Here is a 13,778-nt window from a genome sequence, read left to right on the forward strand (position 1 = left end):
GATCCGTCCTAGCGCGACAGGACATCACGATGACCCTCGACCCGTCCCCTTCGCCACGCCGCACCGCGCCCGCCGGCGAGCCGCGCCTGGCCCTCGTCACGGGCGGCAGCGGCGGCATCGGGCTGGAGTTCGCCCGCCTCCTGGCGCGCGACGGGTTCTCCCTCATCCTGGTGGCGCGCGATGCCGCCCGCCTGGAGGAGGCCGCGCGCGATCTGCGGGCCGCCGGAGCGGGGGAGGTGCAGGTCCGCGTCGCCGATCTCTCCGATTCCGCCGCGGTGGACGGGCTTTGTGCCGAAATCGCGCGAATAGAGCTGGACGTGCTGGTGAACAACGCGGGATTCGGCCTCTACGGGCCGTTCGTCGACGCCGATGGCGTCGCGATCGAGGGCATGATCGCCACCAATATCGCCGCCCTCACCCGGCTGACCCGCGCGGTCCTGCCGGGCATGCTGGCGCGCGGACAGGGGCGGATCGTGCAGGTGGCGTCCACCGCCGCCTTCGCCCCGGGTCCGTTCGCCGCCGTCTATGCCGCGAGCAAGGCTTATGTGCTCTCGTTTTCCGAGGCGCTGAGCGAGGAATTGAGCGAGACCCGGATCGCCGTCACCGCTCTGTGTCCCGGGCCCACGCACACCGGCTTCGCCGCCCGGGCCGGCATGGGGGCGACGCGGGTGTTCCGCGGGCCGGTCGCCGATGCCCGCACGGTGGCGGAGGCGGGCTATCGCGCCATGCTGGCGGGCAAGAGGGTGGACGTGGTCGGGCTTGCCAACCGCTTGATGACGTTCGCGGTTCGGCTCGCGCCCCGGCGATTGCTGGCGCGCGTCAGCCGCCGCGCCTACGGCCAGCCGCCCGAGAGCTGAGGCCCGCGCCCGTGCCGGCGTGCCCGGCGCGCCGCATCAGCACGGCTTCTGGCGCGGATCAGTAAAATCCATTTGTGCTGCCGCCCGATGCGCGCTAACGCCGCCGCATCCATCCGAGCGGGCGCGGCCATGAACCTCCTCTCCATCCAGTCCCACGTCGCCTTCGGCCATGTGGGGAATGCGTCCGCCGTATTTCCCCTGCAGCGCCTGGGCGTCGAGGTGTGGCCCATCCACACGGTGCAATTCTCCAACCACACCGGATACGGCGCCTGGCGAGGACAGGTGTTCGAGGCCGAGCTGGTGCTCGAACTGGTGGAAGGCATCGCCGAGCGCGGCCAGCTGGCCCGATGCGACGGCGTGCTGTCCGGCTACATGGGATCGGCCGATCTCGGCGCGGCGATCCTCGCCACGGTGGCGCGGGTGCGCGACGCCAATCCCCGCGCGACTTATTGCTGCGATCCGGTGATTGGCGACGTGGGACGCGGCATCTTCGTGCGGCCGGGCATTCCCGAATTCATGCGCGACGTCGCGGTGCCGGCGGCGGACGTGATCACGCCCAACCAGTTCGAGCTGGAATGGCTGACCGGGCAGACGCTTGCGACCCGCGCCGAGGCGCTCGCCGCCTGCGCGCAGTTGCAGAAGACCGGCCCCGGCGTGGTACTCGTCACCAGCCTGCACACCGGCGAAACCCCGCCCCAGTCCATCGACCTGCTGGCCTGCGGCCCGGACGGGCGCTTCCTGGTGCGCACGCCGCGGCTCGACGTATCGCTGAACGGGGCGGGGGACGCGATCGCGGCCCTGTTCTATTTCCACTGGAAGCGCAGCGGCAGCGTCGCGGTGGCGCTCGGGGCGGCGGCGTCCTCGATCTACGGCCTGTTGCGGCGGACCGATCAGGCCGGAGCGCGGGAATTGTTGTTGGTCGAGGCGCAGGAAGAGTTCGTGCGACCAAGCCGCGTCTTCACGCCAGAGGCCGTTTGAGGCAAAACTGTGGCTGATGTCCCGCGAGCCCGCCCGCTCGCAGCCTGCCGCACCGGATGAGATACCATGCCGCGCCGTTATGTGACGCTCGATGTCTTCACTTCGCGCCCGTTCGGCGGCAATCCCCTGGCGGTGGTGCTGGACGCCGCCGGGCTCGACGATGCGGCCATGCAGCAGATCACCCGCGAGTTCAACGTCTCCGAAACGGTGTTCGTCCTGCCGCCCAAGGACCCCTCCCACCGGGCGCGGGTGCGCATCTTCACCACCGCCCACGAGATGCCGTTCGCCGGCCATCCCACGGTGGGCGCGGCGGTGCTGCTGGCGCTGGAAGACAAGCTCGCCAAGGGGCAGATGCGGCTTGAGGAGCAGATCGGAACGCTCATCTGCGACGTGGCCAGCGACGCCGCCGGCGCCCGCAAGGGCAGCGCCACCTTCATCGTGCCGCGCCGCAGCACGCTGGAGGACGTGGACATTTCCCGCAAGGCCTGCGCGGACGCGCTCAATCTCAGCGTCGGCGACATCGGCTTCGACGCCCATCGCCCCGTGGTGGCCTCGGCGGGCGTGCCGTTCCTGTTCGTGCCGCTGGCCGACCTGACGGCGCTCGCCCGCGCCCGGCCGGACGAGGCGGCCTTCATCCGCAACCTCGGCTCCTATGGCGAGGCGCTCTATCTCTATACGCCGGACGAGGAGGGCGACGCGGACTTCCGCGCCCGCATGTTCTCGCCGGGCCTGGGGACGGAGGAGGATCCGGCGACCGGCGCCGCCGCCGCCGCCTTTCCGGCCGTGCTGCTGGATGCGGAGGCGCGGGTGGAGGGGAACCACAAGGTGCGCATCGACCAGGGCTTCGAGATGGGGCGGCCGAGCCGCATCAATCTCGGCTTTACGGTCAAGGGCGGCCATGTGGTGGAAGCGACCATCGGCGGCAACGCGGTGGTGGTGGCCGAGGGCGTGCTTCACCTCTGACGGGCTGCCGAAGGGGGATATGGCGAAAAAGTGTTCGGCCGACCCCTTGGTTACGGCCGTTGTAGATTTATCTGCGCTGCATCGCACCATTGCCGGCCGCAGGCCGCAAACCGAAGGCATTCCCATGAGCGACGCGAAAGCCACTTTGTTCGACAGCTACCGCCTCGGCGATCTGACTCTTCCCAACCGGATCGTGATGGCGCCCCTGACCCGCAACCGGGCGCTGCCCGGTTTCGTGCCCGGCCCGCTGACGGTGGAATATTACGCCCAGCGCGCCTCCGCCGGCCTGATCATCACCGAGGCGACGCAGATTTCCCAGCAGGGCCAGGGTTATCAGGACACCCCGGGCATCTACACCGCCGAGCAGGTCGCCGGCTGGAAGACGGTGACGGACGCGGTCCACGCCAAGGGCGGGCGGATCGTGATCCAGCTCTGGCACGTGGGCCGGGTGTCCCATGTCTCGCTCCAGCCCAACGGCGGCGCGCCGGTGGCGCCCTCCGCCATCACGGCCAAGACCAAGACCTTCGTGAACAACACCTTTGCCGAGACCTCCGAGCCGCGCGCCCTGGAGCTCGATGAGATCCCCGGCATCATCGCCGATTATCGCCGCGCCGCCGCCAACGCCATCGCCGCCGGCTTCGACGGGGTGGAGATCCACGCCGCCAACGGCTATCTGCTGGACCAGTTCCTGCGCGACGGCGCCAACAAGCGCACCGACATCTACGGCGGCTCGATCGAGAACCGGGCCCGCCTGCTGCTGGAGGTGACGGCGGCGATCATCGCGGAGATCGGCGCCAAGCGCACCGGCCTGCGGATTTCCCCGGTCACCCCGGCGAACGACCTCACCGACAGCAATCCCCAGGCCCTGTTCAACTATGCGGTGGAAGAGCTGGAGAAGCTGAAGCCGGTCTATATCCATGTGGTGGAAGGCGCCACCGGCGGCCCGCGCGACGTCGATCCGAGCTTCGATTTCGAGCAGCTGCGCGCCCGCTATTCCGGCGCCTGGATGACCAACAACGGCTATGACCTCGCGCTCGCCGAAAAGGTGCTGGCGGACGGCAAGGCGGACCTGATCGCCTTCGGCCGGCCGTTCATCTCCAACCCGGACTTGGTGGAACGCCTGCGTACCGGCGCGCCGCTGAACGAGCTGAAGCGCGAGACGCTCTATGGCGGCGGCGCCGAGGGTTATACCGACTATCCGGCCCTGGAAACGGTGGCGTGAGCGCCGGCTCGGAGGCGGGTGGGACGGCCTCCCCGGTCGCGGATCGCATGTTCGGCACCGTGTTGCCGTTCACCGGCTTCGATCTTCGGATCGAGGCCGGGATCTGGACCGAGGCGGAGGCCCACCGCTCCGAGATCGAGGCCGAGTTCGCCGTTCAACTGGCGGCCAATCCGCATTTGTGGAACGGCCGCATCCTGGTGCTGCGGGCGTTCGCCCTCACGGGCGGGCTCCTGCGCGGCCATTTCATCGAGACCGATTTTGCCACGCTTCTGTGGTGGCGGGCGCGCGACTGGCCGGACCTTCGGGCCTGGAACGCCTTCGCCTTGTGCGGCCTCCAGGGCAATGACGGCGCGTTCGTGCTGGGCGAGATGGGCGAGCGCACGGCGAATGCCGGGCGGGTGTTCTTTCCCGGCGGCACGCCCGACCTCAACGATGTCACGCCGGACGGACGGGTCGACCTGGCGCACTCCGCCCTGCGGGAATTGCAGGAGGAAACCGGCCTCGACCCCGCCCTGATCCATGCCGACGGCGGCTGGAGCCTGGTGTTCGACGGGGCGCGGCTGGCGCTGGTGCACCGCCTGGTGTTCGATATGCCAGGCAAGGAGATCGCCGCGCGCATCCGCGATTTCATTGCGCGGGAGGCCGATCCGGAACTTGTCGATGCGGTGGTGATCCGCGACCGGGCGGAAATCACGGACAAGGTCACGTCCTTCGCCGCCTCCTATCTGCGCCATCATCTGCCCTGAGGGATTGGGCCGGGGAAGGCCCGGGCGGGCCGAGAGTCTCCAAAATGTTTCACGTGAAACAATGGCTTAGCGCAGACGAACAGCGGTTTGCTGAGGCTTCTCCGTGCCTTTTCGGCGGTTTCCGGCGGAAGAAACCGTCTTTTCGGCCAAACGTTCGGCGCGCATGAATCCGGCACGCGCCGCGGCCCCGGCCGCGTTGGTTAATCCCTACGGATAGCCGTAGCGGGCGCGGATGGCGGCGAGCTGGGCGCGCGATTCGCCGTCCTTGCCGGCGGCGCAGGTGGCCTTGGGCGTCGCGAGGTCGGCCGAGATCCGCTTGAAGACGCTCTGGTTGAGATTGCCGCTCGCCGCGTCGGCATCGACCACCTTCATGAAGTTCGCCAGGGCCGAGGTGCAGCTGGCCGCGCCGGCGGTCGAATCGGCGGCGCCGGCGGGCGCGGCCGGCGCGAGGGGCGGCGGCGGGGAGGACGTGGTGGTGCAGGCGGCGAGAAGCAGCCCCGCGAGGGCGCAGGCGGAGAGGCGAGCCTTCATGGCATACTCCCGGTCAGGTCCGCGAAGGGTGGCGCCTCCCGCGCCCGGGAGCAAGGGGGTCATGCGCCCTGACGGTGCGGACCGCGTGGTCGCCGGCGGGCGAAACAGCGCCGCTTGCGCGCCACCGTCTTGTGCCGCCGGCGCATTTCGTCTATCAGGACCGTCCGAGAGCCAATTGAGTGAGCGAGCCGCGAACCGTGTCGTCACATCGGACGAACTGCGCAGGTACCTCCTCCCGCACCCCCTGGGTGGCGGGAAACGCTCTCATTCTGCGCGCGCTCCTTCTCCTTAGCCGCCCCTGAGGGCCGGCCGGGCGCTGCGCGCCTGGGCACTCAGGGGATCGGATCTGAACGAGACATCAGCGCAATTGCGGCCCGCCCTCCCTTAAGACGCCAGATGCGCGCGGGAGACCGGCCGAGACCCGAGAAGGACCGAGCCATGACCTCCCATACCGACGCCTCTCATCATGAGACGCCCGCCGCCGCCGCCTCCGACAAGGATCGCGTGGTGATCTTCGACACCACCTTGCGCGACGGCGAGCAATGCCCCGGCGCCTCCATGACCCTGGAAGAAAAGCTCCAGGTGGCGGAATTGCTGGACGAAATGGGCGTCGACATCATCGAGGCGGGCTTCCCCATCGCCTCCATCGGCGATTTCGAATCCGTGGCCGAGATCGCCCGCCGCTCCAAGCGCGCCGTGATCGCCGGTCTCGCCCGCGCCATTCCCGGCGATATCGCCCGCGCCGGCGAAGCGGTGCGCCATGCCCGGCGCGGCCGCATCCATACCTTCGTCTCCACCTCGCCGATCCATCTGGAACACCAGATGCGCAAGACGCAGGAAGAGGTGCTGGAGATCATCACCGCCACCGTCACCCAGGCCCGCAACCTGGTGGAAGACGTGGAATGGTCGGCCATGGACGCCACCCGCACGCCGCTGGATTATCTCGCCCGCTGCGTGGAAGCGGCCATCAAGGCCGGCGCCACCACCATCAATCTGCCCGACACGGTGGGCTACGCGACGCCCGACGAATATCGCACCATGTTCCGCACCATGCGCGAGACCGTGCCGAACGCCGACAAGGCGATCTTCTCCGTGCATTGCCACAATGATCTGGGCCTCGCGGTGGCCAATTCCCTGGCCGGCCTGGAAGGCGGCGCACGGCAGATCGAATGCACCGTCAACGGCATCGGCGAGCGCGCCGGCAATGCCGCTTTGGAAGAAGTGGTGATGGCGCTGACCGTGCGGCGCGACGTGCTGCCCTATACCACCGGCGTGCAGACGCAGATGCTCACCCGCGCCTCCAAGCTGGTTTCGGGCGTCACCTCGTTCCCGGTGCAGTTCAACAAGGCCGTCGTCGGGCGCAACGCCTTCTCCCACGAGAGCGGCATCCACCAGGACGGCATGCTGAAGCACAACCAGACCTATGAGATCATGACCCCCGAGAGCGTGGGCGTCACCAAGACCTCGCTGGTCATGGGCAAGCATTCCGGCCGCGCCGCCTTCCGCGACAAGCTGAAGACCCTGGGCTACGAATTGGGTGAGAACGCCCTGAACGATGCCTTCACCCGCTTCAAGGATCTCGCCGACCGCAAGAAGGTGGTCTATGACGAGGACATCGAGGCGCTGGTGGATCGCGGCATCGCCGCCGCCTATGATCGCACCAAGCTGATCTCGCTCTCCGTCATCGCCGGCACCCACGGCCCCCAGCGCGCCACCATGAAGCTGGAGGTGGACGGCCATGTCTTCACCGAGGAGGCCGAGGGCAACGGCCCGGTGGATGCCACCTTCAACGCCATCAAGGCTTTGGTGCCGCATCATGCCAAGCTGGAGCTGTATCAGGTCCATGCCGTGACCGAGGGCACGGACGCGCAGGCGGAAGTCTCCGTACGGCTGGAGGAGGACGGCAAGGTCGTCACCGCCCGCGCCGCCGATCCCGATACGCTCGTCGCCTCGGCGCAGGCCTATATCACCGCGCTGAACAAGCTGGCCGTGAAGCGCAACAGCGTGAACGCGCAGGCCGCCGTGGGCTGAGCGCTCCGCAGCGCCGAAACGGTCATTTTCTTGACGCGAAGCGGGGTCCGCTTCGCGCGGAAATGCTCTGGAGCGGGTGCCAAAGGAAAAGGGCCGGGCAATTTGCCCGGCCCTTTTTTCATTTGGCGTCCTTGTCGCCACCCGGACCACCCGGACCACCCGGGCCTCCCGGACCGGCCGGTCCCGCGCCCGGCGGGGGACCGGGCGGACGGGCGGCGGCGGGGGGCGGGGGCGCGGCGGGCCGTTCCGGCGCACGCTCCGCCTGGGGCGGCCTTTGGGCCGCAGGCGGGGCGGCTGCGGGCCGCTCCGCTTGAGGCGGGCGTTCGGCCTGAGGGGGCCGCTCCGCCTGGGGCGGACGGTCGGGCGCCGCGGGCCGCTCGCGCTGCGGGTCCGGGCGGGCGGCGCCGGGCGGCGGAACCGAGCGGTCCGGCGCGGCCTCGCGCTCCCGCTGCGGCGGACGCTCGGCGGGTTCGCTGCGCTGCGGAGCGGGGGGCGGCGCCTTCTCTGCGGGCGCGCGCTCCGCCGGACGAGGGGCATCGGGACGAGGGGCATCGGGCCGGTCGGCACGGGGTGCGGCGGGCGGCGGGACCGGACGGTCGGGCGGCCCCTTGCGATCCTCCGGCGCACCGCTTCGCTCGCCGGGCGGACGTGGCGCATCGGGACGTGGTGCGTCGGGACGCGGCGCAGACGGGGGCGGGGCATCGCGAGCGGCGGGCGGGCGATCCGGCCGCGGCGCAGCCGGGGCGCCCGCGCCGGGCGGTGGGGGAGGCGGCGGCGGCGCGCCTGGGCGTTCCGCGGCGCCCGGCGGAGGCGGCGGAGGGGGCGGGGTCGCAGGGCCGCCGGGCTGTGGCGCCGGCCGTTCCCCGGGGCCGCCCGGACCGGTGGCCCCCGGAGGGGGCGGCACCACCTGGGGCGCCGAAGACGCGCCGGCCGGGGGACGGGGATTCGGCACCTCGGGCTTCGGCGCCTCGGGGCCGGGCGATTGGGCGGGCGTCGCGGCGGGCGTGCCGGCCGGCGCGGTGGCGGGAATGGCGTCCGGCCGCTCGCGCTGCAGGCGCTGGATCACCTGGTCGGCCCGCTGCTGGCGCTGCTGGAACACGTTCTGCTGGGTCTGCTCGCGCTGCTGGATGGCGCGGGTGCGCTGCTGCTCGAACGCCTTCGCGTTGCGATCGGCCTCCGACCAGCGCTGCTCCAGGGGGCCGCGTTCCGCCTGCTGGAAGCGCTGAAGATCGCGCCGATAGGCCTGCTGGTCGCCGCCCCAGCGCGCCGCGCGCAGGTCCTGGCGCTGCTGCGCGCCCAGCACCGCCAGGAGGGCGGCCGAGGGCGCCGAGAGGCCGGGCCCGTCGCCCCGCACATATTGGGTGATCACCACCCGCCGGTCGGGCGCGATCTCGCGGCTGTAGCGCGGCGGCGCCACCGCCGGCCCGCGCGCCACGAACGGGCGGTAGACGCCGATATAGGTGCCGTTCGGCGCGATGAATTCCTCGTTGTAGCGGTCCACATAGACCATCTGGCGGGTCACCACCGGCGTCGCGGCGACACGGGCGATCTCGCGCTCCTCGACGAAACGGGTGGTCACGGCGCCGTCGCGATACACCGGGTCATAGGCGTGCGGATCGCTCTCCAGCCAGGCACCGATCTGCGAGATGGGCTCGACCCGCACCGCGAGGTCGGGCGCGCTGACATAGCGGTCCTCCACCACCACCCAGCTTTCCGCGACCGGCACGTCATAATGCTGGGGCGCGCCATAGGCGAAGCCGCGCGCGTCGGGGGCGATGGGCGCCCAGCCGGTGCGCTCGCCGCCGCGCCGCCATTTCACCCAGGCCGGCGCCCAGGTGTCGCCCGGCACCCAGAACCAGCCGTATTCGGGCTCATAGCCCCAGCGGCCGTAATGATAGGTGGCCCAGGCGAAGGGCTCGCCCGATTCCCAATACCAGCCCGCGTCGGTCCAGATCCAGCGGCCCTCCTGGTACGGCCGCCAGGAGGCATCGAGGCCGGAGGGCACCCACACATAATCATATTCGGGGTGGGCGACCCATGTGCCGTGCTCGGCGAGCGGGGCATAGAACACATCGATGTTCACGCGCGCCTGCGCATCGCCGGCGGGCTGCTGGGCCGGCGCCCCGCTCTGGGCCCATGCGGCGGTGGCCGGACCCTGGATGAGAAAGCTCACCGCCAGGCCGGCGATCAAAAGCGGGCGAGAAATATCGGTCATTCACAGGCGCTCCGTTGCACCCTGCACAACGGCCCCCACGCCCGCGGGTTCCCATGGTCGAAAATAGAACAACAAGGCAAATCATGGACTTATTGGAGGCAGACTGGTGTTGCCGCGCCGCGCTTGGGAAAATCGCGCCAGTGGTGCAATGCAAACCCGCGCTCCTTTGGGGAAGCTTTGAAAAAATATGAGTAAAGTCTCGCTTGACTGGACCCCCGCGGACCTTCTTCAACGTAACCAGGGGGAAGTTCACGCAGACCAAAAACGCCCCAGTCGCTGTCATGGAGGACCCTATGCGCATGAAGCACGCACTCGCCGCCGTCGCCGCCGTCCTTGGCCTGGCCGCCGGCCCGGCCGGCGCGCAGCCGGCCTATCCGAGCCGCCCGATCACCATGGTTGTGCCGTTCTCCGCCGGCGGGCCCACCGATACGGTCGCGCGCCTCGTCGCCGAATCCATGTCGAAGACGCTGGGCCAGCAGATCATCGTCGAGAATGTGGGCGGCGCGGGCGGCACGCGCGGCGCAGGCCAGGTGGCCAAGGCCAGTCCCGATGGCTACACGGTGCTGCTGCACCATATCGGCCAGGCGACCTCGGCCTCGCTGTATCGCAAGCTGCCCTACAATGTGATCACCGATTTCGAGGATGTCGGCCTCGTCACGGCCGTGCCCATGACGCTGATCGCCAAGCCCGGCTTCGAGCCCAAGACGATCACCGACGTGATCGATTATGTGAAGAAGAACAAGGACCGCGTGACCTACGGCAATGCCGGCGTGGGCGCCGCCTCGCATCTGTGCGGCATGCTGTTCATGTCCGCCATCGGCACCCAGATGACCACGGTTCCCTACCAGGGCACGGGCCCGGCCATGAACGATCTCGTCGGCGGCCAGATCGACCTCTTGTGCGACCAGACCACCAACACCACCGGCCAGATCAAGGGCGGCAAGGTGAAGGCCTATGCCGTCACCACCAAGGACCGGGTGAAGTCGCTGCCCGACCTGCCCACCATGCAGGAAAGCGGGCTGAAGGACTTCGAGGTGGCCGTGTGGCACGGCGTCTATGTGCCCAAGGGCACGCCCAAGGAGATCGTCGACAAGCTCAACGCCGCGCTGAACGTGGCGCTGGACGATCCCAAGGTGATTGCCCGCTTCGCCGATCTCGGCACCGAGCCCGAGCCCAAGGATCGTCGCAGCCCGGCCTTCCACAAGCAGTTCCTCGCCGCCGAAGTCGCCAAATGGAAGCCGGTGATCGAAGCCGCCGGCGTCTACGCGGACTGACCGCGCAAAAGGCGGCGCGTCTTCGGACCCGACCGCAGACGCGAAATCTCCGGCGGGCGCGCGTCCGCCGGAGGTTGCGTGGGGCGCCGCAGAATCGCCGCGCCGCCGTGCTGCCGGGGCCGCCAAGAGTTGCCGCCAATAATCGCTGCCGAGAATCGCCGCCAAGAATTCAGGGGATGGGGTTGATGGGGTTCATTCGCAATCCGAAGGATGTGTTGTCCGGCCTGCTGTTCATCGCGCTGGCGGTGATCTTCGGCCTGCAGACGCAGCAATTGGCCATGGGGACAGCGGTGCGCATGGGGCCGGGCTATTTTCCGCTCCTGCTCTCGGTGCTGCTGGGCGTGTTCGGCGTGATCGTGCTGATCAACGGCTTGCGCTTCGCGGGCGAGCGCACCACTTCCATCGCCTGGCGCGGGCTTCTCCTGCTGACGCTCTGCACCGTGTTCTTCGGCGCCGCCATCCACCCGCTCGGCTTCCTGCCGACGCTCGCGATCACCGTCTTCCTCTCGGCCATGGCGAGCCAGAAATTCCGAGTCGCGACGGCGCTGACCATCACGGCGGTGATGGTGGTGTTCTGCTGGGCGGTGTTCATCGCGGGCCTCGGCCTTCCCCTGTCGCTGCTCGGCCCCTGGCTCGGCGGCTATTGAGGAGGGCGCCGTGGAACTCATCGACAATCTCAGTCTCGGCTTTTCCGTCGCCCTCTCGTTCCAGAACATCTTTTATTGCTTCGTCGGCGTGCTGCTGGGCACGCTGATCGGCGTGCTGCCGGGCCTCGGGCCGATCGCCACCATCGCCATGCTGCTGCCGATCACGTTCGGCCTGCCGCCGGTGTCGGCGCTGATCATGCTGGCGGGCATCTATTACGGCGCCCAGTACGGCGGCTCGACGACCGCGATCCTGATCAACCTGCCGGGGGAATCCTCCTCGGTGGTCACCGCCATCGACGGTCACCAGATGGCGCGCCAGGGCCGGGCCGGGGCGGCGCTCGCCACCGCCGCGCTGGGCTCCTTCTTTGCCGGCACGGTCGCCACCTTCCTGCTGGCGGTGTTCGCGCCGCCGCTGGCCGACCTGGCCCTGAAGTTCGGCCCGCCGGAATATTTCTCGCTGATGGTGCTCGGCCTCGTCGCCTCGGTGACGCTGGCGTCCGGCTCGGTGGTGAAGGCGCTGGCGATGATCGTGCTCGGCCTGCTGCTCGGCCTTGCCGGCCAGGACATCTATACCGGCGTGCCGCGCTTCGATTTCAACGTGCCCGATCTCGCCGACGGGTTCGATTTCGTGGCGCTGGCCATGGGCATGTTCGGGCTCGGGGAAATCATCCGCAACCTGGAGGACGAATCCCAGCGCAGCCTCGTCGCCGCCAAGGTGAAGAGTCTGATGCTGACGAAGGACGAGTTCAAGGCGATCATCGCGCCGGTGATCCGCGGCACGATCCTCGGCTCGTTCCTGGGCATCCTGCCGGGCGGCGGCGCCATGCTCTCGTCCTTCGCCGCCTATTCCATCGAGAAGAAGGTGTCCAAGACGCCGGGCCGCTTCGGCAAGGGCGCCATCGAGGGCGTGGCGGGACCTGAGAGCGCCAACAATGCCGGCGCGCAGACCTCCTTCATCCCCATGCTCACCCTCGGCATTCCCTCCAACCCGGTGATGGCGCTGATGATCGGTGCGCTGATCATCCAGGGCATCACCCCCGGGCCGAACGTGGTGACGGAAAAGCCGGATCTGTTCTGGGGCGTCATCGCCTCCATGTGGATCGGCAATTTCATGCTGGTGCTGCTCAACCTGCCGCTGATCGGCATGTGGGTGCGCCTGCTCACCGTGCCGTACCACATCCTGTTTCCGGCCATCGTCGCCTTCTGCTGCATCGGCGTCTACAGCGTGAACAACAACACGTTCGACGTGTACACCATGGCCCTGTTCGGGGTGCTGGGCTATGTGCTGGTGAAGCTGGATTGCGAGCCGGCGCCGCTGCTGCTGGGCTTCGTCATCGGCCCCATGCTGGAAGAATATCTGCGCCGCGCCATGCTGATTTCGCGCGGCGACGCCACCGTGTTCGTCACCCGGCCGATCTCCGCCGTGCTGCTGTTCCTGGCCGCCGCGGCGCTCGTGGTGGTGCTGCTGCCCTCGGTGCAGAAGACGCGCGAGGAGGCGTTCAAGGAATGAGAAAACGCCGCCCGAAAAAGGGCGGTGTTTTCCACAGGTCGCGCTGGACAGGGCAAAATAGCTCTGCTACACGACCACCTCCCGACGAGGACACGTCTTCGCGGCGGGGCGCATAGCTCAGTTGGTAGAGCAGCTGACTCTTAATCAGCGGGTCCTAGGTTCGAGCCCTAGTGCGCCCACCATCTCATCCCCAGACATCGGCGGATAGTGGTGTTTCAAGGCCAGCCGGCATCTGTCCGGCGGGCAGTCTGCTTTGCTGATCCGGGCCTTTGCTTCGCGCCGCTGCGCACTGCGGCGGACTCAGGGCGCCGCTTGCCAGACCATCTTCTGATACACGCCGTCGCCCGGCTCGGCCGCGCGGAATCCCAGCCGCGCATAGAGCCGGCAGGCCGGGTTCCCGGTTGCCACATGCAGGCTCACGGTGCGGCCCTCGTCCGCCGCCTGGGCGCAGACCGCGCGCAGCAGCGCCGCGCCGAGGCCGGCATTGCGGCTTTCCGGATGCAGGGCGATGTCGACCACCCGCAGGTCGCGCGGCGTCGCAAGCAGATGAAGCAGGCCGATGGGGCGCGCCTCCCGTTCGATGATGAGCTGCGCGGCGCCGGCATAATGGGTCGCGTAATGATGCTGCTGAAGACGGAACTGGTCCGCCAGGAAGGCGCGCACTTGCGCCTCCGGCCAGCCCAGCGCCGCCAGCGTGCCGCGCCGGACATCGATGAACAGGTCTTCGAGGAAAGCCCGGTCCTCGGCACCCACGGGGCGCTGCCGCACGCCGGGCGGCAGCGCGAGGTGAACAGATGTCACGAT

At 69.1% G+C, this 13,778-nt stretch carries 12 protein-coding genes and 1 tRNA gene; 10 read left to right on the top strand and 3 right to left on the bottom strand.

Translation table 11 applies throughout. The features are described from left to right. Positions 1 to 29 precede the first annotated feature (29 nt). The 5 genes from V5F84_RS08685 (at position 30) to V5F84_RS08705 (ending at position 4,766) form a co-directional block, all read left to right on the top strand. Positions 30 to 857 carry an SDR family NAD(P)-dependent oxidoreductase gene (locus tag V5F84_RS08685; RefSeq protein ID WP_394044254.1) on the top strand — a complete coding sequence of 276 codons (828 nt, stop codon included), beginning with the start codon at positions 30 to 32 and terminating at the stop codon, positions 855 to 857. Positions 858 to 986: 129 nt separating this feature from the next. Continuing rightward, a complete protein-coding gene (gene pdxY / locus V5F84_RS08690) occupies positions 987 to 1,835 on the top strand; it encodes a pyridoxal kinase PdxY (protein WP_394044255.1) in 849 nt (282 codons plus the stop codon). 66 nt (positions 1,836 to 1,901) lie between these two features. After that, positions 1,902 to 2,798 (top strand): PhzF family protein, encoded by an 897-nt coding sequence (locus V5F84_RS08695; protein WP_394044256.1) that lies wholly within the window; start codon positions 1,902 to 1,904, stop codon positions 2,796 to 2,798. A 124-nt stretch (positions 2,799 to 2,922) separates the two neighbouring features. Then, entirely contained in the window at positions 2,923 to 4,020 is a 1,098-nt protein-coding gene (locus V5F84_RS08700; RefSeq protein ID WP_394044257.1) for an alkene reductase, read from the top strand. Further along, positions 4,017 to 4,766, top strand: coding sequence for an NUDIX hydrolase (locus V5F84_RS08705; RefSeq protein ID WP_394044258.1), 750 nt, complete (start codon positions 4,017 to 4,019; stop codon positions 4,764 to 4,766). Before V5F84_RS08700 ends, V5F84_RS08705 begins: the two co-directional genes overlap by 4 nt. 207 nt (positions 4,767 to 4,973) lie before the next feature. Here the strand turns inward: V5F84_RS08705 and V5F84_RS08710 are convergent, their stop codons facing one another. Continuing rightward, on the bottom strand, positions 4,974 to 5,297 hold the full coding sequence (locus tag V5F84_RS08710; protein WP_394044259.1) for a hypothetical protein: 324 nt from the start codon (positions 5,295 to 5,297) through the stop codon (positions 4,974 to 4,976). A 438-nt stretch (positions 5,298 to 5,735) separates the two neighbouring features. Between V5F84_RS08710 and V5F84_RS08715 the strand changes: the two genes are divergently transcribed. After that, a complete protein-coding gene (locus V5F84_RS08715) occupies positions 5,736 to 7,328 on the top strand; it encodes a 2-isopropylmalate synthase (protein ID WP_394044260.1) in 1,593 nt (530 codons plus the stop codon). A 118-nt stretch (positions 7,329 to 7,446) separates the two neighbouring features. Here the strand turns inward: V5F84_RS08715 and V5F84_RS08720 are convergent, their stop codons facing one another. Further along, positions 7,447 to 9,543 carry a DUF6600 domain-containing protein gene (locus V5F84_RS08720; protein ID WP_394044261.1) on the bottom strand — a complete coding sequence of 699 codons (2,097 nt, stop codon included), beginning with the start codon at positions 9,541 to 9,543 and terminating at the stop codon, positions 7,447 to 7,449. A gap of 293 nt (positions 9,544 to 9,836) precedes the next feature. On the opposite strand from V5F84_RS08720, the gene V5F84_RS08725 reads away from it, so the two are divergent. The 4 genes from V5F84_RS08725 (at position 9,837) to V5F84_RS08740 (ending at position 13,156) form a co-directional block, all read left to right on the top strand. Next, positions 9,837 to 10,817 carry a tripartite tricarboxylate transporter substrate binding protein BugD gene (locus V5F84_RS08725; protein ID WP_394044262.1) on the top strand — a complete coding sequence of 327 codons (981 nt, stop codon included), beginning with the start codon at positions 9,837 to 9,839 and terminating at the stop codon, positions 10,815 to 10,817. 185 nt (positions 10,818 to 11,002) lie between these two features. Continuing rightward, a complete protein-coding gene (locus tag V5F84_RS08730; protein WP_394044263.1) occupies positions 11,003 to 11,464 on the top strand; it encodes a tripartite tricarboxylate transporter TctB family protein in 462 nt (153 codons plus the stop codon). A 10-nt stretch (positions 11,465 to 11,474) separates the two neighbouring features. Continuing rightward, the gene (locus V5F84_RS08735) at positions 11,475 to 12,974 is read left to right on the top strand and encodes a tripartite tricarboxylate transporter permease (RefSeq protein ID WP_394044264.1); all 1,500 of its coding nucleotides are present in this window, start codon (positions 11,475 to 11,477) and stop codon (positions 12,972 to 12,974) included. 106 nt (positions 12,975 to 13,080) lie between these two features. Next, positions 13,081 to 13,156: transfer RNA gene (locus V5F84_RS08740), tRNA-Lys, on the top strand. Between the two features lie 118 nt (positions 13,157 to 13,274). Here the strand turns inward: V5F84_RS08740 and V5F84_RS08745 are convergent. Continuing rightward, a complete protein-coding gene (locus V5F84_RS08745; protein WP_394044265.1) occupies positions 13,275 to 13,775 on the bottom strand; it encodes a GNAT family N-acetyltransferase in 501 nt (166 codons plus the stop codon). Between the last annotated feature and the right edge of the window lie 3 nt (positions 13,776 to 13,778).

The organism is Roseixanthobacter liquoris (assembly GCF_043195135.2).
GTDB lineage: Bacteria > Pseudomonadota > Alphaproteobacteria > Rhizobiales > Xanthobacteraceae > NCEH01.